29 protein-coding genes are annotated in these 25636 nt (G+C 40.9%); 11 read left to right on the plus strand and 18 right to left on the minus strand.

Annotated features, from left to right (window positions below; translation table 11 throughout):
- The first annotated feature begins 82 nt into the window (after positions 1 to 82).
- Positions 83 to 1099: an NOG1 family protein gene (locus MSMAS_RS12450; RefSeq protein WP_011034294.1), complete on the plus strand. Its 1017-nt coding sequence runs from the start codon at positions 83 to 85 to the stop codon at positions 1097 to 1099.
- A 109-nt stretch (positions 1100 to 1208) separates the two neighbouring features.
- On the opposite strand, the gene MSMAS_RS12455 is transcribed toward MSMAS_RS12450, so the two are convergent.
- The 7 genes from MSMAS_RS12455 to MSMAS_RS12485 all read right to left on the minus strand — a co-directional run bounded on the left by MSMAS_RS12455 (position 1209) and on the right by MSMAS_RS12485 (position 8187).
- Positions 1209 to 2072: a cytochrome c biogenesis CcdA family protein gene (locus MSMAS_RS12455; RefSeq protein WP_011034293.1), complete on the minus strand. Its 864-nt coding sequence runs from the start codon at positions 2070 to 2072 to the stop codon at positions 1209 to 1211.
- A gap of 418 nt (positions 2073 to 2490) precedes the next feature.
- Complete coding sequence (locus MSMAS_RS12460) at positions 2491 to 3603, minus strand: pyridoxal phosphate-dependent aminotransferase (protein ID WP_048038594.1); 1113 nt, start codon at positions 3601 to 3603, stop codon at positions 2491 to 2493.
- Positions 3604 to 3742: 139 nt separating this feature from the next.
- Positions 3743 to 4366, minus strand: coding sequence for a 6-phospho-3-hexuloisomerase (gene hxlB, locus MSMAS_RS12465; protein ID WP_015412494.1), 624 nt, complete (start codon positions 4364 to 4366; stop codon positions 3743 to 3745).
- A gap of 286 nt (positions 4367 to 4652) precedes the next feature.
- The gene (locus MSMAS_RS12470) at positions 4653 to 5165 is read right to left on the minus strand and encodes a hypothetical protein (protein ID WP_011034290.1); all 513 of its coding nucleotides are present in this window, start codon (positions 5163 to 5165) and stop codon (positions 4653 to 4655) included.
- Positions 5166 to 5178: 13 nt separating this feature from the next.
- The gene (locus MSMAS_RS12475; RefSeq protein WP_011034289.1) at positions 5179 to 5538 is read right to left on the minus strand and encodes a DUF2073 domain-containing protein; all 360 of its coding nucleotides are present in this window, start codon (positions 5536 to 5538) and stop codon (positions 5179 to 5181) included.
- 5 nt (positions 5539 to 5543) lie between these two features.
- A complete protein-coding gene (locus MSMAS_RS12480) occupies positions 5544 to 6185 on the minus strand; it encodes an Era-like GTP-binding protein (RefSeq protein ID WP_015412493.1) in 642 nt (213 codons plus the stop codon).
- 1006 nt (positions 6186 to 7191) lie between these two features.
- Positions 7192 to 8187 carry a phosphate uptake regulator PhoU gene (locus MSMAS_RS12485; RefSeq protein ID WP_080503064.1) on the minus strand — a complete coding sequence of 332 codons (996 nt, stop codon included), beginning with the start codon at positions 8185 to 8187 and terminating at the stop codon, positions 7192 to 7194.
- Between the two features lie 246 nt (positions 8188 to 8433).
- Between MSMAS_RS12485 and MSMAS_RS12490 the strand changes: the two genes are divergently transcribed.
- From MSMAS_RS12490 to MSMAS_RS12500, 3 genes are read left to right on the plus strand one after another with little or no spacing between them, the layout of a single operon-like run.
- Positions 8434 to 9315 (plus strand): shikimate kinase, encoded by an 882-nt coding sequence (locus MSMAS_RS12490; RefSeq protein WP_011034286.1) that lies wholly within the window; start codon positions 8434 to 8436, stop codon positions 9313 to 9315.
- Positions 9312 to 9599, plus strand: coding sequence for a chorismate mutase (locus MSMAS_RS12495; protein ID WP_011034285.1), 288 nt, complete (start codon positions 9312 to 9314; stop codon positions 9597 to 9599). Before MSMAS_RS12490 ends, MSMAS_RS12495 begins: the two co-directional genes overlap by 4 nt.
- A gap of 21 nt (positions 9600 to 9620) precedes the next feature.
- Positions 9621 to 10016 carry a 5-(carboxyamino)imidazole ribonucleotide mutase gene (locus MSMAS_RS12500; RefSeq protein ID WP_011034284.1) on the plus strand — a complete coding sequence of 132 codons (396 nt, stop codon included), beginning with the start codon at positions 9621 to 9623 and terminating at the stop codon, positions 10014 to 10016.
- A gap of 467 nt (positions 10017 to 10483) precedes the next feature.
- Here the strand turns inward: MSMAS_RS12500 and MSMAS_RS12505 are convergent, their stop codons facing one another.
- From MSMAS_RS12505 to dph5, 6 genes are all read right to left on the minus strand, one after another.
- Complete coding sequence (locus MSMAS_RS12505) at positions 10484 to 11155, minus strand: diphthine--ammonia ligase (RefSeq protein WP_015412489.1); 672 nt, start codon at positions 11153 to 11155, stop codon at positions 10484 to 10486.
- 132 nt (positions 11156 to 11287) lie between these two features.
- Positions 11288 to 12187, minus strand: coding sequence for a carbohydrate kinase family protein (locus tag MSMAS_RS12510; protein ID WP_011034282.1), 900 nt, complete (start codon positions 12185 to 12187; stop codon positions 11288 to 11290).
- A gap of 111 nt (positions 12188 to 12298) precedes the next feature.
- Positions 12299 to 12427: a hypothetical protein gene (locus MSMAS_RS19815; RefSeq protein WP_268988860.1), complete on the minus strand. Its 129-nt coding sequence runs from the start codon at positions 12425 to 12427 to the stop codon at positions 12299 to 12301.
- A gap of 26 nt (positions 12428 to 12453) precedes the next feature.
- Entirely contained in the window at positions 12454 to 12843 is a 390-nt protein-coding gene (locus MSMAS_RS12515; protein ID WP_011034281.1) for a DUF555 domain-containing protein, read from the minus strand.
- A gap of 241 nt (positions 12844 to 13084) precedes the next feature.
- Positions 13085 to 13366, minus strand: a complete 282-nt coding sequence (locus MSMAS_RS12520) for a DUF357 domain-containing protein (RefSeq protein ID WP_011034280.1) — start codon at positions 13364 to 13366, stop codon at positions 13085 to 13087.
- Positions 13367 to 13430: 64 nt separating this feature from the next.
- On the minus strand, positions 13431 to 14231 hold the full coding sequence (gene dph5, locus MSMAS_RS12525) for a diphthine synthase (RefSeq protein ID WP_011034279.1): 801 nt from the start codon (positions 14229 to 14231) through the stop codon (positions 13431 to 13433).
- Positions 14232 to 14298: 67 nt separating this feature from the next.
- Between dph5 and MSMAS_RS12530 the strand changes: the two genes are divergently transcribed.
- Positions 14299 to 14637, plus strand: coding sequence for a glutaredoxin family protein (locus tag MSMAS_RS12530; protein ID WP_011034278.1), 339 nt, complete (start codon positions 14299 to 14301; stop codon positions 14635 to 14637).
- 53 nt (positions 14638 to 14690) lie between these two features.
- Entirely contained in the window at positions 14691 to 15608 is a 918-nt protein-coding gene (gene trxB / locus MSMAS_RS12535; RefSeq protein ID WP_011034277.1) for a thioredoxin-disulfide reductase, read from the plus strand.
- 373 nt (positions 15609 to 15981) lie between these two features.
- Here trxB and MSMAS_RS12540 read toward each other — a convergent pair whose 3' ends face one another.
- Positions 15982 to 16263, minus strand: coding sequence for a MarR family transcriptional regulator (locus MSMAS_RS12540; protein ID WP_011034276.1), 282 nt, complete (start codon positions 16261 to 16263; stop codon positions 15982 to 15984).
- A gap of 246 nt (positions 16264 to 16509) precedes the next feature.
- Between MSMAS_RS12540 and MSMAS_RS12545 the strand changes: the two genes are divergently transcribed.
- From MSMAS_RS12545 to MSMAS_RS12550, 3 genes are all read left to right on the plus strand, one after another.
- Positions 16510 to 17022: a response regulator gene (locus MSMAS_RS12545; RefSeq protein WP_011034275.1), complete on the plus strand. Its 513-nt coding sequence runs from the start codon at positions 16510 to 16512 to the stop codon at positions 17020 to 17022.
- Between the two features lie 482 nt (positions 17023 to 17504).
- Positions 17505 to 17666: a hypothetical protein gene (locus MSMAS_RS18945; RefSeq protein WP_155395268.1), complete on the plus strand. Its 162-nt coding sequence runs from the start codon at positions 17505 to 17507 to the stop codon at positions 17664 to 17666.
- Positions 17667 to 17991: 325 nt separating this feature from the next.
- Positions 17992 to 18870, plus strand: coding sequence for a tetratricopeptide repeat protein (locus MSMAS_RS12550; RefSeq protein ID WP_011034274.1), 879 nt, complete (start codon positions 17992 to 17994; stop codon positions 18868 to 18870).
- A gap of 337 nt (positions 18871 to 19207) precedes the next feature.
- On the opposite strand, the gene MSMAS_RS12555 is transcribed toward MSMAS_RS12550, so the two are convergent.
- The gene (locus MSMAS_RS12555; protein WP_230633257.1) at positions 19208 to 19744 is read right to left on the minus strand and encodes an HAD family hydrolase; all 537 of its coding nucleotides are present in this window, start codon (positions 19742 to 19744) and stop codon (positions 19208 to 19210) included.
- A gap of 25 nt (positions 19745 to 19769) precedes the next feature.
- Positions 19770 to 20000 carry an HAD family hydrolase gene (locus MSMAS_RS19570; protein ID WP_230633259.1) on the minus strand — a complete coding sequence of 77 codons (231 nt, stop codon included), beginning with the start codon at positions 19998 to 20000 and terminating at the stop codon, positions 19770 to 19772.
- A 250-nt stretch (positions 20001 to 20250) separates the two neighbouring features.
- On the opposite strand from MSMAS_RS19570, the gene MSMAS_RS12560 reads away from it, so the two are divergent.
- Both MSMAS_RS12560 and MSMAS_RS12565 read left to right on the plus strand, forming a co-directional pair.
- Positions 20251 to 21447, plus strand: coding sequence for a tetratricopeptide repeat protein (locus MSMAS_RS12560; protein ID WP_015412484.1), 1197 nt, complete (start codon positions 20251 to 20253; stop codon positions 21445 to 21447).
- A 362-nt stretch (positions 21448 to 21809) separates the two neighbouring features.
- Entirely contained in the window at positions 21810 to 22715 is a 906-nt protein-coding gene (locus MSMAS_RS12565) for an ATP-grasp domain-containing protein (RefSeq protein ID WP_011034271.1), read from the plus strand.
- A 124-nt stretch (positions 22716 to 22839) separates the two neighbouring features.
- On the opposite strand, the gene MSMAS_RS12570 is transcribed toward MSMAS_RS12565, so the two are convergent.
- Both MSMAS_RS12570 and MSMAS_RS12575 read right to left on the minus strand, forming a co-directional pair.
- Positions 22840 to 23679, minus strand: a complete 840-nt coding sequence (locus MSMAS_RS12570) for a class I SAM-dependent methyltransferase (RefSeq protein ID WP_011034270.1) — start codon at positions 23677 to 23679, stop codon at positions 22840 to 22842.
- 297 nt (positions 23680 to 23976) lie between these two features.
- A complete protein-coding gene (locus MSMAS_RS12575; RefSeq protein ID WP_015411731.1) occupies positions 23977 to 25461 on the minus strand; it encodes an IS1182 family transposase in 1485 nt (494 codons plus the stop codon).
- Between the last annotated feature and the right edge of the window lie 175 nt (positions 25462 to 25636).

The following is a 25636-nucleotide window of genomic DNA, read 5'->3' on the forward strand; positions in this document are numbered from 1 at the left end:
TGCGGACTTTAGATTTTTCTGATAAACTTCTTCGCTCAGAAAACCTTTATATAGATTAAATGAGCCCCCAGAGGGTTAGAAAATGATGATTTTTGAGAAAATTCACACAGTTCCCACTTCCGAGGAGTTAACCAATAAAGCATTTAAACGGGCAGCCAGGGCAATGTCCGGGAAAACTATTGATGGGAGAGACAGCCGTTTCAAGGCCAATGAATCCATGCTTCTTACGGCTGCAAATATTTTCACGGATAACCTTGCAAATATAGTCAGAAGATTCCCGAGCTTCGAACAGCTTCCCAGATTCTATTATGAACTTACAGACATCCTTGTAGGAGTGGAAAAACTCAAGATGTCCCTTGCGTCCGTGGACTGGGCTAGCAGGAAAATTCATGAGGTTGCAAGGAGTTACGTGGGAAAAATCCGTGAATCGGATATTCCAGAGCCTGTAAGAAAAGAAGCTTTCGGCAGGCTTGCATCAATAATTAATTCAATAAATAAGGACCTCCTCTTCCTGAACGAAGCCAGAAACATCCTGAGAAAACTCCCTGATGTCCAGGACGAGCCAACGATTGTAATAGCTGGATATCCCAATGTAGGGAAATCAAGCTTTGTTTCAAAGATTACCGGTGCGACCCCAGAAATTGCTCCATACCCATTCACAACAAAAGGAGTAACCATAGGTCACTTTACACGGGACGGAGTCCGTTATCAGGTGATGGACACTCCAGGGCTCCTTGACCGCCCAATGGCCGAAAGAAACGACATTGAACGGCAGGCGATCACTGCAATTCACTACCTGGATGCAGTTGTAATGGTCGTTATTGACCCCAGTGAAAGCTGCGGGTATGAACTTCAAGATCAGAGGCGCCTGCTTGCTGAAATCAGAGAGAATTTTAACCTTCCCCTGCTTGTGGTCGCTAATAAAGCTGACAGGCCTGAGTTCATGAAAATGGATGAGGTTGAGCTGAACATGTCCACAATAACAGGAGAAGGAATTGAACAGGTAATGGACAGGCTCCTGGAAATGATAGAAGAAAAACGCCTCAGGTCTCTCGAAGAGGCACCTTCAGAAGAGTCGGATGACGAATCCGCTCTCTAATTCTTTTTCCCCTGCGTTCAGAGCATCATGTTATTCAGATATCATGAGATGTTCAGAGTATCCTGAAATGTTCAGAATATCCTGAAATGTTCAGAATATCCTGAAATGTTCAGAGTATCCTGAACTGCATCATCAGGGCGAGAGAGATGAGTATCGACCCTGTTATCAGCCTTATCCCCACTCTTTTTCGCTCTCTGAACTCGGTAACTGTTTTCGGACTCAGTCCGAAGGCCAGCAAAAGTCCGAGCAACACTACTGGCAGCAGGAGTCCGAGATTAAAAATCCATATATACTCTATCCCTCTCACAATATCAGTTTTCATTGCGAGCAGGCTCAGGAGAGAGAGATAAACTGCTCCGACACACGGAGCTTTGACCAGGGAGAACATGCCTCCTGCAAGGAATGACAGAAGCAGCAGATTTTTTTCGTCCATCCGGCTCATGAAGTCCTTCAGAGGCTGCGGAGTCCTGAAGGTCGTTTTTGCATGTTTTCTCAACCAGTAAGCATCATAAATATGCCAGAACCCGAGAAGGGCAGTCATAACGACTGCAATTTCTGAAAAATAACTCCGGAGTTCAGGCAGGAAATTGACAGTCCCCAGAATGCTCAAGCCTGCAAGCATATGCATGGTGAAAATTCCTGTGGAAAACCCCAGGGTGATTTTGAGCATCTCTTTTCTCCTTCCTTTCTGGGTAAGGTTAACTGAAGCCAGAAAAGCCATTACTGCAAGCAGGCAGGGATTAAAGCCTGAAAGAATTCCTGCAGTAAGTAGAAGGTAAGGACTTATTTTTTCAATGTGTCTGGATCTATCTTCTCTGATATCTGTGAGAAGATTTGATGTCTCCGTGGTAAAAAGCAAAGCCGGAGTTTCAAAACTATTCAGCAAAAGAGCTTCTACTGTGTTTGAGCTCCCATAAAAATAGTCATCCAATACTTTTGCACATGAGATAACCGAACCGGAAGCAGGGCTCAATAATAAAAAAATAGATATGAGTATAAGAACTCCTTTAGTTACAGGCGGCGGGCATAAAGATCGCTTTTTCATTCAGTTCTTCCGGAGCTATTTTCAGGGATAGTATCAGGGTATCTGGGTACCTTAATATAAGTTTTCCCAAAGTATAACATAACTATTTCAGAAATTGGTTAATTGAATAAAAAGTAATCAAATAAAAAGTAATCGAATAAAAAATAAATGAATGATAAATAATCAAATAAAAATAATCTAACAGGATTAATCAAATAGAACTAATCGAACAGAATTAATCAGATAAAGACTAATCGAACAGGATCAATCAGAAAAAACAAAATGTAAAAGAAAGAAAAGATAACAAAAAAGAAAAAAGGTAAAATAAAGGTGAAAAAGGGAGAGAAAAACTCTCTTTTAAACAGACTCAGAGCACTTTTTCCATGATGCTCAGAGATTTTTCAATATCTTTCATTGAAGCCGCGTAAGAAATTCTTATGTAGCCGTCTCCTTCACTCCCGAAAGCTGTTCCCGGGACCACGACAACGCCGTTTGAGATCATTTTTGAGGCGACCTCAGCGGAATTTGAGACTCTGGGGAAGGCGTAAAAAGCTCCTTTTGGAAGAGCACATTCCATACCCAGGTCATTAAGCCCTTTAACAAGCACATCCCTGCGTTTTCTGAACTCTTCACGCATGGCACTGACAGAGTCTTTTGGCCCGGTTACTGCGGCATAAGCTGCTTTCTGGGCAATAGAGTTTGCACACGCCTGAATATACTGGTGAACTTTAAGCATCTGGGATATGTATTCATTCCTAGCTGCCAGATATCCGAGTCTCCAGCCTGTCATAGCATAGCTTTTTGAAGTAGCATTTACGGTGACCACATTGTCCGAATAGCTGGCAGGACTTACGTGTTCACCTTCATAAATGAAATACTCGTAGACCTCGTCAGAAATTATGGTTATCCTGTGGTCGTCTGCGATCTCGGCAAGGGCTTTGATATCTGCCCTGCTTGAAACAGCGCCTGTGGGATTGGATGGGGAGTTAAGAATGATAGCTTTTGTTTTCGGTGTGATTCTTTCAAGCACGTCTTCAGGCTTCATTGTAAGGTCTTCCCCGAGAGGGACATTTACGACCTTTCCGTATAGCATTTCAGTCAGGGCATTATAGGATACAAAGCCGGGATTTGAAATAAGGACTTCATCTCCCCGGTTAAGAAGGGCTGTGAGGGCAATTGTAAGGGCTTCAGATGCTCCTGATGTTACTATTATTTCCTGAGGAGAGACCGAAAAGCAGTTTTCTTCCTTGAATTTCTGGCTCAGGGCTTCCCTCAGTTCAGGGATTCCGGGACCTGCGGTATAACCGGTAAAACCTTCATTTATGGCTTTAATTGCTGCGGCTTTTATATGGTCTGGAGTATCAAAATCAGGCTGCCCCAGCCCGAGATTGATCGCGTTTGAACCTGCAGCTTCGAAAATCTTTCTGATCCCGGATGTATCTATCCGGGATACGTTTTCTGAAAATTTGATTTCCTTCAAATTGTGCCCTCCTAAGGTCCCGTAAATAATATCCTCTGAATTCTGCTTACTCTGAATTCTGCTTACTCTGAATTCTGCTTTCTCCAAACTTGGCAGCCTGCTTTGCGGAAATTTAAAACCTGTATTTGATTCTGGCCAGTTATTCGATATTTGTGTGCCTCAACTTGAGTTCTGCTTCCGAAACACCTTTGAGCTTTATCAACTGGGCAATTACAGAGTCCAGGAAAACAAGGGAAATTATTTCAAAAGCAGTGCCAAGGGGAGGCAAATTCTTATAATCTCCCCTCATATTCTTTTCAAGGGAGCCGCCTGCATCGTGATCATTTTTGGTCTTGCTCGGAAGGACCATGGTTATATCAGATGTTCTGCCGAGTGTTGACTCTTTTTTGGAGGTGACAGTAATAAGTGTTGAGCCGATATCTTTGACTATTTTTCCCAGGTCTGCTATGGAGCGGGTTTCCCCGGAGCCTGAGATAGCAATAACAACGTCCTTTTGCCCGACAGCAGGAGTCGTGGTTTCTCCTACAACATATACTGTAAATCCAAGGTGCATCAGCCTCATAGCAAAAGCTTTGGCAACAAGTCCGGACCGCCCTGCCCCCATAACAAAAATTCTATCTCCTTCAAGAATTTTCTGAAGCATGCTTTTAATATCTTCGCGGTCCAGTAGCTTAATCACCTCATTTATGTTTTCCACGATAAATTTCATAGATTTTATTACATCTTCGCAGTCTATTACCTGATCTACCTGATCTGTTTTCATATGAGTTCTCCAAAAAGCATTGAGTTGGGTTCTCAATAATTAATAATTATTAACTTTTTATTTACTTCTACCGGATAAATGAGAATATAATCTCAAAATACCTGAATCTCGGAAAACTGGCGGAGCTTCTGAGACTGATAACTTTACAGGATTACCTAACTGTTATGATTATAAATCCTGAAATCCCTGCGAGATAACCTGTTTTCATTTTCTTAAACTTATTGGTAGGAATTTCAGGACAAATTTCCGGAAGCTTCTATTTTTATCCTGCTGTTGTGTCTGCCCATTATCGGCTTGTTTGCGACTCAGTCTTATAATTGATAGCTTTTAATTCCCAGCTCTCGATGTTGTTTCTGAATTCATGGTAAAGCCTCTGGATATCGCAGTCATTCCCATTCCAATAAAAATCCTTTCGTACGTCCCCCTTTTGCAGTTCTTCAAGTACGAACTTGGACAAATGGAAAAGAGCTTTCTTGTTGGAAAAAGGAATGCTGTAGTTTACACGATACCCGCCGGATGTTTTGCCATAGGAAACAAGAATATAACCTTTACTTTCATACTCCGTTATTTCATCAAAGTCGCAGATCATTTCAAATTCATGAACAGCAGAGGGATCTACCTTTGAGATCCCGATAAGTACCTGCGCTATGATGTAATCAGGGACCTTTCGTCCGAACCATACCGCAATTTTCCCGTAGGTACAGACTACGTCAACATCGTTCCTGCCCATCTCAAAGGAGCCTAGGGACTGGGGAGGGGATAATTTTGCTTCCAGGTCTTGGGTCTTCTGGGCACACATTGTTTCCACTTCGTTACTTACTTGCAGAGACAAGTGCACTGATTAGATTCCTATCTTTTTTAAGGGTTTTGAGCTGGTTTGCGGGCCCTATAACCGTAAGTCTTTTGCTGCTCTGTTTTTTGAAAAATTTCCCCAGCAAAGAAGAGTCCGCATTTGCAGGATAGCTCTGCATCTCGATACCTGAAAATACATCCGGCTGGATTGCTGACATTGTCATTTCAATGAGTTTAGCCTCTTCCATAGGGTTGAGACCTTTTTCGAGCACAAGGATTTTGCCCTTTCTCACCTCATCGATTATATACCGGACTTTTTCCATGGAAGCCATCTGAGAAATTTTGGCTTCGGATATAAGGTCAAGTTGGATTCCCTGCATCTGGATCACCCGAACTGTTTGCTCAGAGCTTCATAGAATGAGTCCATACCCACTCCTTCAAGCGCTGAGACAGGTACCATAGGGTGCTGAGGGAAGGCTTCCTTTATAACTCCTGGGTCGGCGTTAGGAAGGTCTACCTTATTTGCTACAATGAGAAGCGGAAGGTTTCTAGCTTCCATATTTCCTATAACAGTTACATTAACCTGAGTATAGGGGTTCTCTGTGGAATCCATAACCAGTATGACTCCGTCAAGGTCATCAAGCCATTTTACAGCTTCAATTACACCCTCTGTTGCTTCTTTGGACCTTTTCTTTGATTCTACATCGCTCATTCCCTGTTCCATGAAGTCATGGAAATCGATCTTTGTTGCAAGCCCGGGAGTGTCAACAATATCAAGGCTGATAGTATGCCCGTTAGTTTCGATAGTAACACCGTTTTTCCTTTTTGCGTGCCTGGTTTCGTGGGCGATGTGTGAAACCGATCCCATTGTTTCATCACTTCCTACCCAGTCTTTAAGGATACGGTTACTGAGGGTTGTCTTGCCGGCATTCGGGGGGCCGTATATACCGATACATGCTCCTTTTTTCTTGAACAGTTTATTGAACATTTTTGAAAAGCTTACCTTAAATCGTTTTATCATATTCATGGCTTCCCTCCCTTGGGAAAAGCATAACACCAAAGGATTTCTCGGATTGCTTTCCTGTATGGGTTACTGGTGTTTTCGTGATATTTTTATCTAATCAATCCTGGCATATAAATAATTTCCACTTGTTAAGCTGTGGGAATCGGGAAATTAAAGATACTGAGTTCTCTTTTTTAGCATATCTGGAATAAATAGCAAACCTAGGTTTTTCCTATATAAAAAATAGGAAGTGCCTGCGTGAAAGAACACCAGAATATAAATATATTACTTCTTATCGCCTGATCCCCGGAACATATTTAGCAAAAATTTTTTGTAAAGAGAGTATTCAGTCTATCTGAAACTCGTTTACTATTAAATTTTTATGTTTTACTGATTTTCTGTACTTTCCTTTATATCTTTTCCTATTTTTATTCATCATACCTTAAAAATATAAATCATCATTATCCTGTTAAGGATTTTAAAATCTTCATTAATCTGGTCCTCCTGTATTTCTCCCGTTCCCATTATCCTGAAAACGCTATACTCAGAACCTTTTGCTTTAATCCAGCTCACCGCATTCATGCGTTAATTTGTCCTGTTCTCCGCGCAGTTTCTCATAAATAATCCTGAAAATTGTTTTAGCAGAGTCCCTCCAGACAGTTTGAACAAGAATGAAAACTGGATGAAACCGTCCACTTTTTTTTAGTGCTTTAATTTTATATCTACTTTGATAACTAAATGAGAAAGAACGCGGCAGAGGTAGAATCTTCCTTACTCGCATTATTTAAAAAAGAGAATTATTCATATAATTTCTTTGGAGGTAAAGGATTCTTATAGAGAAAGAAAATTCTCTATATACCGATCATAAAAGAGAGCTGAGGCATAACATAAGTTTATTAAAATAATTTTCAGGATGGCGAAAGAACTTATATTTTGAAAACGTTTCTGTTACGCACATCAGTTTATTTTGAGAAAGTATACGAGTTTTTTGCGGAAATATTATTAATTATTACGAATTTGTACAAGAATATTATTTATCCCTGATTGCAGAATTTATAGCTATTTCAGCTATATTGGCTCCAAGATCTCCTATTCTTGAAAGGCTATCTACTATAGTCCCGAGGGCTATCATGGCTTCATGGGACTCCAGTTTAAGAATGGAGGAACGCAGTTCTCTTACACGTGAATGAATGTCATCTATACTGTCTATTACCTGGTTAGCAAGTGTGGTGTCAGAGTTATACAAGGCGTCCACTGCCTGCCCTACCAGCTTCATATACGTGCTGCTGAGGTCTTCTATGACTTCCATCACGTCTTCTCTTACCGGCTCCTTCATTTTTGACGCAACGGTTGCCATCCTCTGGGAGTGGTCCGCTATCCTTTCGATAGGACCTGCCGCCATCCTGAAATCATGGTATTCCTCTATGCTCGTTTCCGCAGAATCAGGCATCCTTCCTCCGCAGAGGATGGAACGAAATTGTTTGGAAATAAGGAGGCATAACCTGTCAACCTCGTCGTCCCTCTGGCTTACATCAAGAGCAAGGTCGTGATCGCCAGTCTTGAGGGCTCTTATGGCATCTTTTTGCATGGAGCCTGTGATCAGGAACATCCTGTGTATGCCTTTTTTTATATGGAGCTCATTTGGGTTGAGAAGGTCCTGGATGACAACACAGTTTGAGCTTTCCTCAATGATTTCAGGACCTATTAACTTGTAACAAACCTTTCTGATGACCTGTTTTTGCTCGGAGAGTATTCTTTTTGAGGTAAACTCTATCCTGTCATAGCCGTAAAGGTACGCAGCAATAATATCCCTTTCGAGAGCTTTTGCTTCATAGCCCGTTACGTCAATCCGTTTTGTTTTTATTGTTCGTCCTTCAAGAATAGGGTCGATTAGCAGTTTACCGTCTGGCTGAGCCTGCATGGAGACTCTTGTCCCTGTTTCAATTCCCATTTTTTCGGCCCACTGTTTAGGGAGGGAAATGATATAAGTGGATCCGCCTGTTTGCTGTACTTTTCTTGTCTCTATATGGATTCCCCGTTTTTGCTTGCTTAGAATTATCCTGGAAGTGATTGAGAACTGAATGATTCTTACTTAATATGTAGAATATTTATAGTGTTTAGATAAGAACATAATGTATATACTATTCGGATTTACTATTTATATTCTGAGGAGTCTTTCATTACGAGGAATAAATCCAGAGTCCTGTATTTAAACCTCACTTTTCTCCGGACGGAGGTAAAAAATATTAAAGAGCAGAGCATTCTGGACGTAATGACACTTGAAGGGCACGCCTGCGCTTTCGGAGCTGGAACGATAATAAATGCGATAGCTACATGGAAAGGCGCAGCATTTGGAATAGATCTAAAAACCTTTGCAGATGTGGAACTTTCTGAAAGCGAATCTGTGATTACCGGCTCAATCAAAGAGGTGCCTGAAGGAGATACTCGCCTTATAGAACGCTGCGTGGAACTTGTCCTTGGGAGATTCGGGCTGGAACTTGGAGGCACGATAAGGACATGGAGTGAAATCCCCCTTGCAGGAGGGCTTAAGAGCAGCAGTGCAGCAGCAAACGCTTCAGTCCTTGCGACCCTTCATGCAGTGGGGGAAACAATGCCCTCTCTTGAGATCATAAAACTGGGTGTAAGGGCTGCAAAAGAAGTGGGAGTTACTGTCACTGGAGCATTTGACGATGCCTGCGCTTCTTTTCTGGGTGGTATTGTAATTACCGATAACCGGAATATGAAACTCATCAAACGTGAAGAAGCCGATTCAAGAGTCCTTATATTCGCCCCATCAAAAAAGGCTTTCAGCGCGGACACGAATGTAAAACGTTCACGGCTGATAGCACCATATGTGGAAATGGCATACGAGCTTGCTCTCGCAGGAGATTATGAACGCGCAATGACGCTTAACGGCTTTCTTTACTGCGGAGCTCTCGGGTTTGATACGGAGTATATGCTCAGGGCTCTGGAATGCGGAGTAAAAGGGGTCAGCCTTTCAGGGACAGGCCCTTCTTATGCAGCCCTGGTAAAAGCTGACCAGGTAAAAGAACTTAAGTCTGCGTGGGAAAGCTGCGGCATGGAGGGAAGAGTCATAGAAACCAGTATAAATAACAGTGGCGCAATATCCTTTAACAGGGAGGGGTCCTCTTGAGTGAACTTGAAGCTGTCCGCAAAGAAATAGAGGAGATTGACAGGGAAATCCTTTCCCTTATTGATAAAAGGGTTAACCTTGCTGAAAAAGTGCTTGAATCAAAAAGAATAAATGGAACTTCCATAAATGACCGTAAGCAAAATGAGGTTGTAATCAACAGGACATTAAATACTGCAACCGAGCTCAACCTCGATGTAGGGTCGGTAAAGGAAATTTTTGAAATCCTTATCAGGATGAGCATCGAACGCCAGAATGAACTGAGTGGAAAGGGAAGCCTGCCCTGACCTTTCTCAAAGGAGTAAAAAATGGTTGATATTTCACTGATTATGGGTTCTGAGTCCGACAGGGCAATCGCCAACCGTGCGGTTTCAGTAATTGAAAAAACCAGGTACACTTACGAAGTAATGGTCATTTCTGCCCACAGAAACCCTGACGAGCTTGATATCTATATATCAAATACGGACGCAAAAGTCTTTATTACCATAGCGGGTTTGTCAGCAGCTCTTCCCGGAGTCGTGGCCTCCAAGACTAAAAAACCTGTCATAGGCGTGCCTGTAAGTGCAAAACTCGGCGGGCTTGACGCCCTTCTTTCCATAGCCCAGATGCCTCCGGGAGTGCCTGTCGGAAGTGTAGGAATTGACAACGGGGCAAATGGGGCGTACCTTGCCCTTAGGATCCTGGATTTAATTGAAAATCCCTGATAACACCGGGAATTACTGCTTTCAATTTTTTCTCGGAAATTGAAATGCCTTTTTTTGCTGGCTTGATAGTCTCCAAGGAAGGAGACTTCCCGCCATGGAGTTAAATTCCCAAACTATTTTTAATATTTACCAGATTCCAAAATATTTTTCAATGTTTTTAAAATTCTCAAACTATTTTTTAATATTTAGTTTCTTTTTTACAGAGTGAATCTAAAATGTACTTAATGGGGAGTCCATCCCAAAACCCAGTTTTAATCTAATTCCCAGAATAGTCAAGGATTGTTTTCACAATGAGAAGCTCGATTTATTACTTAAGTACAAGATCCAGAGGCAAATTATGAGTTTTGGGATCAACTAAATGATAATAAAAGAGATTGATTTAAAATTCCTGGATACACTCAGATTTATGAGTTCAGGCTAAAAAAGTAAATTTTCCTGTTTTCACAGGATTGTTGACTGCCTGGAAATCAGTTTTTATCGACGAGTCGTGCGTCCAGAATCTTTAAAGTGCCGGTGTCGCCTTCCCATTCAATTTCGCTTTTTACTATTTCTATGCGCTTTTTAAAGAAAGGAGCATCAAGGACAACAGTTTCATATTCTCCTCCTTCCCCTGCCATATGGACCATACGCCTGCGGTTGAGAGCTTTGAGGCTTTCGATGGAATTAACATTAATAGGGCGCCCAAGCCAGGACTTATCAAGACCGTCGGCTGCGACCCTTACAATCCTGATATCAAGAACTTTTGACATCTCATTAAGGAGCTCTTCGGGATCCCTGTGCCAGAGTGGGGCATAGACCTTGAGCCCCAGGGAATCGCAGATCTTCTGAACCCTGCTTGCCTGGTACTGAGACTCTATAGCACCTACAGACACCCCATCGACATTCACTTTCCTGAGGGCAAGGGTAAGGTCGTCCAGTTCGAGTTCTTTGATTCCGCTGGACTGCTGCTGTATCAGCGGGATTTCACTGGCGGCAGAAATCAGTTCTACCATGTGAAGGTTAATTGAGTGGTACATGTATGAGTCGTCCCTTGCCGGGATAATATTTATGAGGTGGGTGACCTCATGCCCTTCATCAAGGGCTTTTTGGATAGCAAAGATCGAGTCCTTGCCGCCAGAGACCAGTGCTGCGAGTTTCATCTGCATCCTCTTCCGTGGTTTTATTCTCTTTGTACTTCCAGGTTATAATCCGCGAGTTATAATGTGTGGATCATTATAATATTTTATATGTCTTTCCTTTCTCAGCAGCCCGCTCCAATTATTTTTGCGAACTTAAATTTCTGCTCCCAGATTTCCAAAACTGGCTTCGTAGCGGGACTTCATTTCTTCCCATGTCGGAAGACTGGTCTGGCAACCCCTTGACTGTACGGCAAAAGAAGCCACTGTTGACCCGATTTTTCCACAGGTTGGAAGGGAATACTCTCTTGTGTATGCAAGCAGAAAACCTGCCCTGTAGGCGTCTCCTGCTCCTGTAGGGTCCAAAGCCTTTACAGAAACTACAGGGATTGACCACTGGTCACCGCCCCTGTAGATTATGCTGCCTTCGGCATCATAAGTGACAACAATGACATCAATCATATCCCTGAGTTCGGAAAAACTCTTTCCGGTCATCTCTGAGACCCTTTTGATTTCATGCTTGTTTGCAAAAAGAATGTCAGTGTGGGCGAGAATTGTCTCAAGATTTTCTTTTGAATAAGTGACAAGGTCCTGTCCCGGGTCGAAGGATACAAAACCTGCAATCTGCGCTATTTTTGCATTATAGACACAGTCCGCTGTTGCAAGATGAACAAAATCCACAGGTTCAGGTTCCAGCTCTTTGAATTTTGAGGAAGCTCCCCAGTAAAAATATGTGGTCTGGTTATCTTCCCTGTCCGTAAAAATGAAAGCCTTGGAGATTTTTCTGTCTTCAATAGTATAAAGGCGGGAAAGATCAACATATGCCTCTTTAAGAAGCTTTTCATACCCCGAGCTTGAAAAGTCCGTACCTACAGGAGATATCAGCTGGCTTTTTCCTCCCAGCTTTGCAATCGCAACTGCGATATTTGCAGCCCCTCCCCCGGGGTATTCTTCATAGTCAATTACAGGGGAAGACTCATTTTTTCCTGCGATATTTTCGACATCTACGATATAATCAAGAGCAGTATGCCCCACAACGGAGATAATTCTGTCCATGCAGTTTCCTCTTTTTCAGGTCTGGGAGAAGCCCGGAAATTTTTTAGGATTGGGATATATTCTAAAAAGACAAATAAAGTAAAAACTCAGAAAAAGATAAAATTACTGATTTTATCCTTTTCTGCCGTGGCAGATATCAGGACAGATTTTATTCAGCCAGAGGTTTAATTGATCCCTGGCTACGCAAAGCTGCCTGCATAATAAGAAGTCGTACAGGTACACCTTCCTCTGCCGCGGCACATCACACATAAAGGAAGGAAGCCTGTTTATTTGTTTGCCTTGCCTTTTTGCTGCTGTTCACCTTTTTCGACTGACCGTTCAAATTCCGTAACTTCGACAACTGTCAACGGAACATCGCGGAGAGACTTCCCTATGACGGATTTTGCAATCCTTTCTGCATGTTCTGCAGATTCGGCATCAAAAACCTTCATTTCGAAAATAAGCCCTACAAGTGCTGTGTTTGCTGCTATAAAAACACTGCTAAAAGGCTCACCGCATACCGGGCAGGATGTGGTTCCCACATCTACCTCTACAAAATCGAGTTTGGGGTTCAGGCGCTTTCCAGCCTCGGAAATTGCAACCCCTATCGCATCATCAGCCGTTTTTACATCTCTAACCAACCAAGCTGCTTCAAGTACCACATGAAAGTTCTTCATAATTGTCCACCGTAATTATAGTATACGTTTTTAACTATCCCGGAATAGGGAAAAATATTGAAATCTAAAGAATAGAGTAAAGTATGTTAATTATTCTGGCTTCGAATACGTGTTTGTATTTATAAGTTTTACGTATTATATGGTTTTTCAGTTTAATCTTTTGGATTTTTAATTTGAATTATAGTTTTAATTTTCTGTAATTTATAGTTTTAATTTTCTGTAATAAGTCTCAGTGCCTTATTTATATTGTAAAAAGGGTTTCATCATCCACCGCGAAAACCCCGAGTTTTGCTCCTGCATCGAGCCAGGCATGCCCGTAACTGAAGGAAGCGAGGGCATTTACAGGATCCCCGTTTTCAAGAAAGTAGATTCCATCTTTATAGTAAGCTTCTGCCATTGTATAGTAATCCTTTGCTACCTCATGCATATGGGAGTTCGGGATCGGAGCATACTTTGCTTTTTGCAGTGCTCTTTTTAACATATCTTCGTACCGGTTAACCTTTTCATTCAAATCGGCAGGCATTTTGACCACCAGAAAGTGTATACAGTAATTCAGCTATTCTTTGCTCAACAGATTTTTTTCAGTTTCATTCAATGTTTTCCATGATTTCTTCAGGCCCATCCGCAAGTTTCACAAGGGCTTCAGCTTCCAGAAAATGCAGTTTTCCCGGAACCACAAGGATGTGAAGAGGCTTTCCAAAATCAAAACCTTTCAGGTCCTCTGCGTAACCAGCTTTTACTACAGGCTTTTCCGAGCCTGCCCTTGCTATTCCCACAGCAACAGCCCTATCCATCACTCCTTCCCCCCTTTTACTTTCAACTTCAAGGAGAAGCTTAAGGGCGATGTTAACGGACATAAATCCCTTATCTTTATCGATATCCAGAAAAACAAGAGTATGAAGCCCGAATGAAGAATTTTGCTTTATGGTATCATAAGGGGTTTCAGAAATTACTTTCGTCCCTCGCCTGCTTTCATAAGGATAGGGAATGCTTGCAGACTTCCCAAACCGGTAGTTCTGTAGCCCTGTTAGCCCTGAAACAGCTGATGTGATGGACGCCCCGTGGATCAGACGGGTCTCTATCCCGAGCTTTTCAGCTCTGAGGCGCAGGTCAACATGTGTTGTGGAGACCATTGTATCTCCACCGGTGAGGAAAGCTACTTTTTTGTCTCTGGCATTATCAAGCCAGTCAGGGTGCTGTTCCACATCTTCCCTTGAGAGTAAATGAACCTTCTTTCCGTAGAGCTTTTCCATTTTCTCAGGGTTTGTTCCCATGAGACAGGATGTGTAAAACTCAGCGTATACCAGGTCAGCTTCCTTAACAGCTTCAAGTCCTTTTAAGGAGATATCGTATTCATCAAAAAGGCCCAGCCCTATAAATGTGAGCATAACCCGCTTTAGGAGCTTATTGGTTTAAAGCTTTTGGCGCCACGGCTTATCCGGGGAGTCTTCAGCTTTGTTTTTAGAATTACAGATTCGCTCAACGTATTTATATCTAGAAATTAATAATAGAAATGGGAATTACAATCTTAGTTTTTGGAGGTATCTTTCTACGGTAAAGGTTACACTTATTCATGCCACCTGGTGTACTGCCTGCCCAGCGACGCGTCGGTTCTGGAACGACCTTAAATCAAAATATGATTTTGAGTATGAGGAAATTGATGTAGAAAGCCAGGAAGGACAGGCCCTAATTGATAAATACGGCATAGTTGGCGTTCCTACAACTCTTATAGACGGGGAACCTGCTTTTACAGGGCTTCCTAAAAAAGCCGAGGCAATAGCCCGTATTACATGAAAGCAGATTAAAATTTACTTTTTGAACACATTTCTATTTTCTGGAGGTTATATATGTACGACCTGATTATTATAGGAGGGGGACCTGCGGGACTTACTGCAGGGATTTACGCTGTGCGTTATGGACTTGATACCCTTATTCTGGAGAGAAATGAGATCAGCGGCCAGATCTCAATGGCGGATATTGTGGAGAACTACCCCGGTTTTCCATCGATTTCGGGGCTTGAACTCATGGAAAGATTTAGAACACATGCTCAGGAGGTAGGGGTAAAAACCACAATTACAGAGGTTCTTTCAGTCAGGTCTGAAGGAACAAAGAAAATTATTACAACGGACAGTGGGGACCTCGAGGCAAAAGCCGTAATAATTGCCACAGGCGCAAATCCAAAACACCTTGGCGTTCCGGGAGAGAAAGAGCTGATCAGTAAGGGAGTCTCCTACTGTGCGATATGTGACGGGCCTTTTTTCAGAAACAAAATTGTAGCCGTCGTAGGAGGCGGCAACTCCGCTGTTACAGATGCTCTTTTCCTGTCAAAAGTTGCCCAGAAGGTATATCTTGTCCACAGGCGGGACCATTTGAAAGCTGCCAGGGTCCTTCAGGACAGGGTTGACGGAACTCCAAATATCGAGTTAATACTCAATTCGCACGTCCTGGAAATAGTTGGGACCAGGGAAGGAATTAAAAAAGTCGAAAAAATTATCCTGGAAGATGTTAACAGTAGAGAAACCCGTGAGCTTTCTACCAATGGCGTTTTTATCTATGTAGGAATCCACCCGAATACCGAATTCGTGGATGTTGAAAAAGATGAAGGAGGCTTCATCAAAACAGACCGCTGGATGGAAACCTCAGAGAAAGGGATTTATGCAGCAGGAGATTGTCGTGATACTCCCATCTGGCAACTTGTAACAGCGGTAAGAGATGGGGCAATTGCAGCCACAGCCGCATATGAATACATTGAGAAAATTAGATGAAAAATGTAGAAGAATAAGAAAAGTATTGTAAAAAATGACCAGGGCAGGAGGACGATAAAGAAAGCTCGCCTCAAAAGTAAATCCAGAACGAACACTAATCCGAATGAACACTATACAAAGTAAGCACTATCTAAAGTAAGCACTATCTAAAGTAAGCACTATCTAAAGTAAGCACTATCTAAAGTAAGCACTATCTAAAGTAAGCACTATCTAAAGTAAGCACTATCTAAAGTAAGCACTATACAAAGTGAACACTATCTAAAGTAAGCACTATACAAAGTGAACACTATACAAAGTGAACACTATTTTTGCAAACTAGAAAGGACAGAAAATCTTGCTGTCCTGGCTCAGACGTCAGGGATCTATTTCAGGTTTATTCCAGCATCTGATTGATTTTATTGTAAAAATCTATAATCAATTTTGTCGCGTCGCTTTCCATGTTCAGCTGGAAGGTCCGGATCTGCTTGCCGAGAGGTTTTTCTATTACAATACCCGACTCTATTAGAGGGGTAATTACTCTTGACACGCTGGAGTGCGACAGGCCTGTTTCTTCTGCTATTCCAGATAAATACGTTGATTCATTCTGGTGCTCGATGAGGTTTTTAAGGACGGTCATCTGTGCAGTCTTTCCAAAAATCTTTTCAAGTGGATCCATTGTTATCATCTCAGAGGTGGCTGTTCTCCGTAAGTGATTCTTATTTCCAATATTAACTTGCTATTTATGGCTATAAACTTATCTCCCAATTGGGTGATCAGGCGATTCATATGAAATCCTCTAAATATTTGGATAACTCCGCTTCCCCTCGAATTACTGTGTACATTTTTGGATACACTCTTCGTTTTAAAATTTGAGAAATGTTTAATAACTAAGAAAATATATACTGTATGAGGTGGAGGGAAAATGTATAACAATACTCTTAACCATGAAATATTAAAACTTATAAAAGAACAGCCAGAAATAAGCGAGAAGAATATTGCACGTACGCTTTCAATTACGGAAGATGCGGTAAAAGCCCGGCTTGCAGACCTGAGGGACGTCAGGGATAAAATCCTGATAATGGGTAATGGGCATAATAACTACCATAACCTCAGAAATGAGCTGGAAGCTGAAAATTACAATGTCGTTAATGTCTCAGATGCCTTATTAGCCCTTGAAACCGTAAAAGAAGAGAGACCTGACATTGTACTTCTTGATACAGCTTCCCTTAATGCAGACGGTTTTGAGATTTGCAGGCAGCTTAAGGCTAATCCGAAATGCTGGTGGATTCCTATTATGGTCCTGAGTGAAAGAAATAAAGCAGAAGACAGCATTAAAGCCTTCAAGTCCGGAGCCGATGACTTTATTTCCACACCGTTCAATACTCTGGAACTGAGAGCCAGAGTTGGAATGGTTTTGAGACGTAGCCGTATTTAAATCCTGAAAATGATTTATTATCGAGAATCGGTGATAATCCTGCAAACTATCTAGATTGAAAAAGGCGAAATCTCCTTTCTTTCCCTTTTCAGACCTGATAGAGTTAATAAAAAATTAAGATTGGGATATCGGATTTCATATGGACATCTTAAGAATATAATTTATTCACTTCTTAAGATGCCTCTCTAATAAATACCCGATGAATAAGCCTTTACATCCATATTATCAATTAAGATAAATATACGCTTGAGTAGATCAGATAAATTTTAATTACACAGATTATTGAATATACAGCACATAGTTTACAATTATTTTAATGAAGATTACTTTTTGCAAATTCTATATTATGAATTTTTAAGCCTATCTTTGTTTTAAAATCATAGATTTATTAAAATCTGGATTTTCCGGCCAGAGCCAGACTAGCTGTTAAAAATGTATTTATGCCGCCAAAATTAAATAGGGAATTAAGTTTTCCTGGAGATATGCCGCAACCTCAGGATATGGTGAAGGCAATAACAGCTTTTGAAGCCAGGAGTAAAGATTGTCTGTTTTTCAGAGAAATCTGCGCAACCTTAACAGGGATTTCAGAAAAAGCTTTCTGGGAAAAAATAGGGCTTGCTTTTGCACAAAAAAAAGGAATATAGAGAGCCAACTGGAAATTTATATTAATAAGAGAATATAACATTTATTAAGTTAATGATTAAATATTACAATTTTGCTAAAAATAGACTAGACACGAAATCAGGACTGGGGAACTCTATTTTTAAAATGAAACTGTATATGAATAATTCAAAATGTTTAAAAAAGGATACATCATAAGCTATTATGGATTACTATTAATTTATCCTTATTTTAGGTAAGGAATTGAAGTACAAAATGCATTTAACGCTCTGAAAGCATATAATATTGTTGTTCAAAGTGATGTGTGGTAAACGGTGGAAAATGTAGTCAAAAAAGGTGTGGTGAGTTATGACTTCGAACGAATGGTATAATAAAGGCATTGCACTCCAAGAATTAAAAAGGTACGGTGAAGCTCTGGATGCATTCGATAAGGCTCTGGAAATAAGCCCTGACAACGCAAAAATTTTGTTCAGCAAAGGAATTGCTCTTAAGAACCTGATGAAATACGAAGAAGCTCTTCAAACTTTTGACAGGTCTCTTGAGATCAACCCTGCTGATGCCAGAGTCTGGTGTTTCAAAGCTGAAATTCTTCTTGGCCTTATGCAGTATGAAGAGTCTCTTGACTCATTTTATAAGGCAGCAACTCTTGCTCCGGAAGACCCTGAGGTATGGTATAGAAGAGGGATGGCACTCAGGGAGATGAGGGCATATGAAGACGCGATGGATGACCTCGAAAAATCCATCCAGATCTATTCAAAGAAATATGACATTAACTCAATGAGTGCAAGCGAGTGGTGTAAAAAAGGCATGGGGCTTTGCAAAATAAAGAGCTACAATGAAGCCCTTGATGCGTTTAACAGGGCACTTGAGTTAAACCCGAGTAACGGGAAAGCTCTGTACAACAAAGGAATAGTTTTGCGCTGGCTCGGAAAAACCGATGAAGCAAAATTGTATATAGAAAAAGCAGTCGAGATTTTTGATAACAAAATTAAAGCAAATCCTGAAAATTCAAGGTTCTGGTATAACAAAGGAATTGCCCTGAGAGACCTGGAAAAATATAAAGAAGCACTTGATGCTTTTGAAAGAGCAATAGAAATCAACCCGAGCTTTACGAAAGCCTGGATTGGTAAAGGAATAGTATATGACAGGGTTAAAAAACACCAGAAAGCGATGGAAGCATACGAAAGGGCAGTAGACATAAATCCAATATATTCAGACCTTATTTAAGCAGCCTTGCCAGTGGAGAGTCCTCCCCGAGAAACTGTGGGAGAGACAGAAAGCCGTTGACCGAAAAACAAATTCAAGTAACAGGTATAACGGCTAAAATCATCTTTTATTTAATTACCTTTCTGCTTATTTAATTACCTTTCTGCTTATTTAATTGCCTTTCTGCGAAAGTATCTTTTTTAGAATATCATTCTCAGAAATATTTAGAACATGTTTCTGAGAAATTTTTGAAACTCCCTTCAAGAAGTTTTTAAAATATTATTCTAAGAAATGCTTTTCCTTTCAAAACCATTTTATTTGGTTTCTGCTTTACTTTTACTGTTCATCCTTCGATATTTTAATGCCTGTTAAGTCCGTTTTTGCCTGGAGGATCTGTTTTAACCTGAGACCTATTAAATATATAGATACATTTCATCAGGTCCTGAAATACATTTAGCTGGAAGTCAAAACACCTTTCTGTTTCTTCTGCTTGCCTCCAGTCTCCGTATGAAGCATAAGCAGTTTTCAGGCCCAATCTGCGAGCAGGAGCCATGTCCCTTTTTATGCTATCGCCAACTACGAGACTTTCTTCAGGCTTTATCCCGAGAGCATCAAGAGCAAAGAGAAAATGGGCAGGGTCCGGTTTCTTTGTGCCTGTCATATCTGCAGATACGAGAAGGTCAAAACAATCAAGAAGGTCTACTTTTGCAAGCCTTGCACGAGCGTGGGGCCTGTCGGCATCTGTTATAATTACAAGCCTGAAACCAAGTTTCTTCAATTCCTCAAGTGTGTCCCTTACTTCTGGATACAGTTCGAGGTTTTCCAGTTTTTCTCTTTCATAAATCTCACAGCAATCCCTATACCCCTGATCTGTGAAAAGATTTCTCTCCTGCATGTAGTCCCTTATGTTTTCATAATCTTCAAACCCGTAAGCCCCTGAGAAAATAACTGAAAAGTTCCCCGGGATCTGCCTTAAAATCCCTGTCCTCGCCCCCAAGGTAGGAAAGAATCTCCCTGCAAGCGATAAGTTTCACGGCTACGAAATCAAAAAGAGTATTATCCATATCAAAGAGAATAGCTTTCAGAGCTTTCTGATGGGTCTGGTGCACATTCATTCGAATGATTTCTTGACTTTCACATATCTGTTTCATTTTTCGTGGCATATTTCTTCGAATTAAATATTTTTAAAATGTATTTTATGTTTTCCGGATTTTTCAGATCTTTTTCTCATTCCTTTTTCCTTTTACGTACATTTCAGACTACTTTTTAGGGAGAGGCTATAAAAGCCATAAAGGACAGATGTATAGATCATAAAGAACAATAGACTTAAGTAGGTAACGAACACGAATAGCCAGAAAATTGTGGGTTTTAATTTTAAAGGGTATTAAAGGAAATTTTGATATGAATCCTGAAGAACCAAAAGACAAACCCTTCTCAGAAGAAGGAAAAGAAGAAAAAGCTGACACCGTAGAGGGATCGGCTTCCGGGGATATGTATGTTCTGGACGACTCGGGGAGTGTGACAAACGAGGAAGTCAGCAATGAAATTCTTGCAGCCGAGCTTAATGAGTGCGGGCTTGACCTTCTCAGGCTTGGAAAGTATAACGAAGCAATAATTGCATTTGAAAAAGCAATTGACAAAGACCCGGGGAATATTTATCTATTAAATAATAAGGCAGCAGCTCTTGAAAGTCTGGGAAGGTTTGAGGAAGCACTTAAACTATACCAGGAAGCTGTTAAGATCAATTCCGAAGATGCGGATCTCTGGAATAATATGGCTTTTTCTTACTCCCAGATAGGAGAATACGAAAAAGCAGTTGAAGCTTACGGAAAAGCCCTTGATCTGAAGCCTGACTATCCAAACGCATGGTATGGAAAAGCCCTTAATCTCAGCCAGGCAGGAAGATATGAAGAAGCTGTTGATGCCTATGATATAGTCCTGAAAGAAAACTCTAATTATAAGGAAGCATGGGCAGGAAAGGGCATAGCTCTCGGACAGATGGGAAACTACGATGAAGCTATAATTGCATACGATAAAGCCCTTGAAATCGACCCTGAATTCCTTGAAGCCTGGTATTACAAGGGAGTGGATCTTGACAGCCTTGGCAGTTTCAAGCAGGCTCTAAAAGCCTATGAAAAAGCCGTGGAAATCGACCCTGAAAATGACGACGCCTGGAACAATATGGGCATTGACCTGGAAAACCTGGAAAGGTATGACGAAGCAATTAACGCTTTCGAAAAAGCAATCGAAATAAATTCCGAAAATTCGGATGTCTGGTATAATAAAGGTTTTACTCTCAGCCAGGTACAGAGATTCGATGAAGCTGTCGAAGCCTACAGGAAAGCTGTACAGCTTGATCCCGAATACCTGGAAGCCTACTCCAGTCTGGGTTTTGTCCTGGCTCAGCTCAAACGCTTTGAAGAAGCCCTGGATATCTATGAAAAAGCTCTTAAACTTGACCCTGAAGCTGCAGACTCCTGGTTTGGAAAAGCTGTCTGCCTGAGTTACCTGGGGAGAGAAGAAGAAGCTGAAGATGCGTACAGAAAAGCCGTTGAAATTGACCCCAGATATGCTGAAATCGGAGGGGACATACAGTAAGCCGGAGAGATATTCTCTTTCCGGACCTTATTTTCGGACCTTGCAAGTAATTTTCCTTTATTATTTCTTATCCTTTACTCCTTCATTTTTCTTACTCTTTTTCCTCTTATTGTTCTTTCACTCTAATTTCTATGTATTCCCAAAACATTTAACAAACTGGAAAAACAGAGATATAGGCTAAAAAAATTAGAAGAATAAGCTAAAAAAATTAGAGAAATAGGCTAAAAAATTAGAAGAATAGAAAGGCAGGAAATCAGTAATTCAAAAGAAAAGAACAGCTCTATATGCTGGAAACGTTTTTTAGATAATCGAATGTCTTTTTTTAAATTTAAAGACACTTTTGGGAAAGAGCGGATGAAAGGATGAAAGGATGGATTCTTTATAAGAGCACGGCTGCCGAACTCAAAAATGACCTGTACGAAATTAACCGCTTCATTAAGGTTGCGGATGAAAAAAGAATAGAGCTCCGGGTTGTAAAACCTGACCAGTTCGACCTGATAGTAACAAGGGATGACAGGAAAAGCATACTCCTCGACGGAGAAATTGTCCCCCTTCCTGACTTCCTCCTCCCGAGAATGGGAGCAGGTACAACCTACTTTGCGCTTGCGGTCATCCGCCATCTCGAACGCCTGGGGGTCTGCGTCATTAATTCATCGCAGAGCATTGACACAGTCAGGGACAAGCTTTATTCCCAGCAGATCCTTGCAGAAAGAGGAATTTCCTACCCCAATACAATGTTTGCCAAAAACCCTGTAAATATAAGCCTGGTTGAAAAATACCTTGGATTTCCTCTCATAGTAAAAGCTCTCTCAGGCTCTATGGGAAAAGGCATCTTCCTTTCAGAAAACCACGATAATTTCCGTGACCTGATGGAACTGATCCACATAACCAACCCCAGTGCAAACATAATCCTCCAGGAATTCATTAAATCCAGCCTGGGAAGGGACCTCCGTGTCCTCGTAATTGGGGGAAGGGCAGTTGCCTGCATGGAACGCATAGCTCCTGCTGGCAGTTTCAAGTCCAACTACTCCAGAGGCGGAACAGTACGAAAATTCGACATGACGCCTGAAGTAGAGGAGCTGGCAACCGAGACTGCACGCACCTTCGGGCTGGACATAGCCGGCATCGACCTCTTATTCGACGGCGACCATTTCAAGGTTTGTGAGGCTAATTCTTCCCCGGGCTTTGAAGGGCTTGAAAAATGCTGTGGAATTAATGTTGCAGGGATGATTTACGATTTTATCAGGAAAAAGGTGGATGAGAGATAAAATATGGATGAAAATTTTTTATTCATCTTTTCCCATTTCTTCAAAATAAAGTGATGATTAAGCCATTTGCTTAGAAGCTGTACCAAGAAAAAATGCCTCCATTTTTACTGGACAATCTTTAAGTTTATATTTCCCACCACATCTTTACCCTAGTGGACCATCCCCTTTGTATAAGGTTTCCGTTATCTGGTTCAAGTATTCCTTCAAGGTAGTCCCTGAGAACGGTTTCCTGGGAATCTGAGGTAACGTTGTAGTATGATTTAAAATCCTCAACAGCTTCCTCAAAGTTTGCATACCTGTGAATATGTTCGAAGGGAAAAACACTCACATTCGGGTAGATTTCCATGTCATACAACACATTATAGAGAACATTGCACTTCGGAGCCGGTTGATACTCACATCCGTGAAGAGATGGCCAGAGTTTTCGCGAGTGGATATCCCAGGAGGTTTCCCCTGCGAACCAGTATAGATAAATATACTTCGAAGAGGCATCCATCATTTTCCGTATCGAAGCCCTTATGTCTTTCATGCCCAGGGAATAAGAAGCAAAAACCACGTCATAAGGAGCGGAAAGATCTGACCTTACATCGACTGCTTCCCAATCTTTGTGTACGGTATCGATGTTTTCGATTCCATATTCTTTGATATTTTCCTGCATGACATTCATCATGCCGTCCGAGGGTTCAACCGCGGTTACATGAGCCACCTGCCTCGCAATCGGAATTGCAAGTGTTCCGGGCCCGGATCCGATATCAAGAACTCTTGAATCAGGAGAGAGTTTCAGATCCTTTATTCTCTTCTCTGTTACTGCCCTTGCCTTATCATCCTGAAACATCCTCCAGAACTGCCTGGCATTTTTCTCGCCGTGCCATATACTCGAGCAATCGACATTTCTATTTAATGCCAGTTGCTTTTCCAGAGTATCTTTCCAAACTTTGTTCCAGTCAATCCCTTGTGAGTCCATATTACAACCTCAACAGACTTTATCTTGAAATACCCAGTATTACCTTGGAATTCTCAGTAATACAAAAATAATAATAAATATTAACATACATGCATTACTAAAATATAAAGTAATATCCTTCAATAGGTGTTCAGTCCGATATCGGTTCTCTATTGCTTCAGCGAGCAGCCTTTAAAAAGAGTTCCTGTTAAAAACAGATATTGGCAGGTAGTCTCAAAACCATTTTTAATTCTACAATTGGGTAATGCCCTTTCAATTTTTATTTCATTTCAACAAGAAAAAGTAAATTTTCATAGCTCAACATAGCGTATTTGCCATTCTCGCTTGAATTCTCCCCTTATTCCATCCTTTACTTTCTCCTCCAACTATCATTTTCAGCATTTCTTTCAGGTTTTTCCCTTGTCTTTTTATGAAATCTGCTATTTTCTTTATATTGTGTACAGTGCACATCATAACAAATTCAATTCCTGTTTTCCTTTTCCCCCTCAGCAGAAATTCCCTAAACCCTCTATCCTGTTTCATCTGTCCAAACACAGGTTCTACGGTAGACATTCTTTTCTGATACTTTTCCGTACCCTCTTCTGTGTTCAGTTTAGCCCTCATATCCTTCATTAAATGTTCTCGAGGATCTCTTGTTATTGTTCTTTTTCCACTCTCAGTACATGCATTTTTCAACACACACTGAGAACAATAGCTACAGACATAATACCTTAAATCAGGCTCACCTTTCCTCTTTTGTATTCTTGAAAAGGGAATTTCAAAAGCAGCAGGACAATAATAGCAGTCTTTTTCTTCGTCGTATTTAAAAAGAGATTTCCTGAACTTCCTGGTTTTTCCTTCTTTTTCAGCTTTATAGTAGTTGTCAGGAATGTAAGCATCAATGCCTTCTTCCTGTAAAAATTCCAGATTCTCATATGAAAAATAACCTGCATCTGCAAGCACGATTGTTGGTTTATATCCCAGTGTATTTTTTACGTTCTGTATGATTGGTTCTACTTGATGCAGGTCGTTTTCTTCGTTGACAACGTCTGCTGCAACGATAATTTGTTCCTTTTCATCAACAGCAACCTGACAGTTGTATGAAGGTTTCTTGCTCCCATCTTTATGTTTCATAATTCGAGCATCGTTGTCTGTGATGTTTACTTTTTTCAGCTTTTCTTCATCAAGCTTCTTCTTAGCGTTTTTAATCTTCTCTAATCTTTTCTTCTTGTCAACTAGCTCTTCTGGAATCTGATATGGTGTTGAGTCACCATAAATTTCATCTTCATACTTATCTGTCTCAATACTCTCTTTTAGTATCCGATCTATTTCTTTTTCGAGAGAATCCGAACTCTTGCTTTGTCTTGATGAAGCATTTGCCTTGATCTTTGTTCCGTCAATCGAGATACTGGAACCAATCATATCCATTTCTTTACAAAAAGTGACAACCTGGGAAAATATCTCTTTAATAGGACCAAGGTGAGTTGAACGGAATCGACAAATAGTATGAAAATCAGGTTTTTGCATGGCTGCCAGATACATAAATGCAGTATCAGTTTGAGTCATTTGTTGCAGTTTACGTGAACTTCTAATGCCTATAAGATAACCATAAAGTAATATTTTTAAAAGAATTATTGGATGATAGGCTGGGCAGCCTTCCTTAGAATAAGTGGATTCAATAGCAGTGATATCAACGACATCTACGATGTCGTTTAGTACTCGGGCGAGATGATTTTCAGGAACAAAATCTTCCAGGTTTAATGGAAGTAAAAACTGCTGCTTTTGATCGTATTTTCTAAACATGGGAAACACTGGAATTTAGTTTTGTAAAAAAGATAAAGATTACGGGTTTCTGACCCAAATGTGCGATCAGGTATAGTTTTGAGACAACCTGTTGGGATTAATTTTTTCAAAAATGAAGAATCCATACTGCCAGAGAGCCTTTAAGAAGCTACTCATTACCTCTTCTGCGTCACTC

This window comes from Methanosarcina mazei S-6, assembly GCF_000970205.1.
GTDB lineage: Archaea > Halobacteriota > Methanosarcinia > Methanosarcinales > Methanosarcinaceae > Methanosarcina > Methanosarcina mazei.

Coding starts and splice junctions, on each gene's coding strand:
- MSMAS_RS12545 (WP_011034275.1), top strand. CDS start 16,510: ATGTATAACAATACTCTTAACCATGAAATATTAAAACTTATAAAAGAA.
- MSMAS_RS12570 (WP_011034270.1), bottom strand. CDS start 23,679: ATGGACTCACAAGGGATTGACTGGAACAAAGTTTGGAAAGATACTCTG.
- MSMAS_RS18945 (WP_155395268.1), top strand. CDS start 17,505: ATGCCGCAACCTCAGGATATGGTGAAGGCAATAACAGCTTTTGAAGCC.
- MSMAS_RS12490 (WP_011034286.1), top strand. CDS start 8,434: ATGACACTTGAAGGGCACGCCTGCGCTTTCGGAGCTGGAACGATAATA.
- hxlB (WP_015412494.1), bottom strand. CDS start 4,366: ATGAAAACAGATCAGGTAGATCAGGTAATAGACTGCGAAGATGTAATA.
- dph5 (WP_011034279.1), bottom strand. CDS start 14,231: ATGCTCACATTTATAGGGCTGGGCCTTTTTGATGAATACGATATCTCC.
- MSMAS_RS12565 (WP_011034271.1), top strand. CDS start 21,810: ATGAAAGGATGGATTCTTTATAAGAGCACGGCTGCCGAACTCAAAAAT.
- MSMAS_RS12515 (WP_011034281.1), bottom strand. CDS start 12,843: ATGAAGAACTTTCATGTGGTACTTGAAGCAGCTTGGTTGGTTAGAGAT.
- MSMAS_RS12520 (WP_011034280.1), bottom strand. CDS start 13,366: ATGCCTGCCGATTTGAATGAAAAGGTTAACCGGTACGAAGATATGTTA.
- MSMAS_RS12540 (WP_011034276.1), bottom strand. CDS start 16,263: ATGGATCCACTTGAAAAGATTTTTGGAAAGACTGCACAGATGACCGTC.
- MSMAS_RS12500 (WP_011034284.1), top strand. CDS start 9,621: ATGGTTGATATTTCACTGATTATGGGTTCTGAGTCCGACAGGGCAATC.
- MSMAS_RS12550 (WP_011034274.1), top strand. CDS start 17,992: ATGACTTCGAACGAATGGTATAATAAAGGCATTGCACTCCAAGAATTA.
- MSMAS_RS12475 (WP_011034289.1), bottom strand. CDS start 5,538: ATGCAGGGAATCCAACTTGACCTTATATCCGAAGCCAAAATTTCTCAG.
- MSMAS_RS12510 (WP_011034282.1), bottom strand. CDS start 12,187: ATGGACAGAATTATCTCCGTTGTGGGGCATACTGCTCTTGATTATATC.
- MSMAS_RS12505 (WP_015412489.1), bottom strand. CDS start 11,155: ATGAAACTCGCAGCACTGGTCTCTGGCGGCAAGGACTCGATCTTTGCT.
- MSMAS_RS19570 (WP_230633259.1), bottom strand. CDS start 20,000: ATGAAACAGATATGTGAAAGTCAAGAAATCATTCGAATGAATGTGCAC.
- MSMAS_RS12470 (WP_011034290.1), bottom strand. CDS start 5,165: ATGTGTGCCCAGAAGACCCAAGACCTGGAAGCAAAATTATCCCCTCCC.
- trxB (WP_011034277.1), top strand. CDS start 14,691: ATGTACGACCTGATTATTATAGGAGGGGGACCTGCGGGACTTACTGCA.
- MSMAS_RS12480 (WP_015412493.1), bottom strand. CDS start 6,185: ATGAATATGATAAAACGATTTAAGGTAAGCTTTTCAAAAATGTTCAAT.
- MSMAS_RS12560 (WP_015412484.1), top strand. CDS start 20,251: ATGAATCCTGAAGAACCAAAAGACAAACCCTTCTCAGAAGAAGGAAAA.
- MSMAS_RS12555 (WP_230633257.1), bottom strand. CDS start 19,744: ATGCAGGAGAGAAATCTTTTCACAGATCAGGGGTATAGGGATTGCTGT.
- MSMAS_RS12450 (WP_011034294.1), top strand. CDS start 83: ATGATGATTTTTGAGAAAATTCACACAGTTCCCACTTCCGAGGAGTTA.
- MSMAS_RS12575 (WP_015411731.1), bottom strand. CDS start 25,461: ATGTTTAGAAAATACGATCAAAAGCAGCAGTTTTTACTTCCATTAAAC.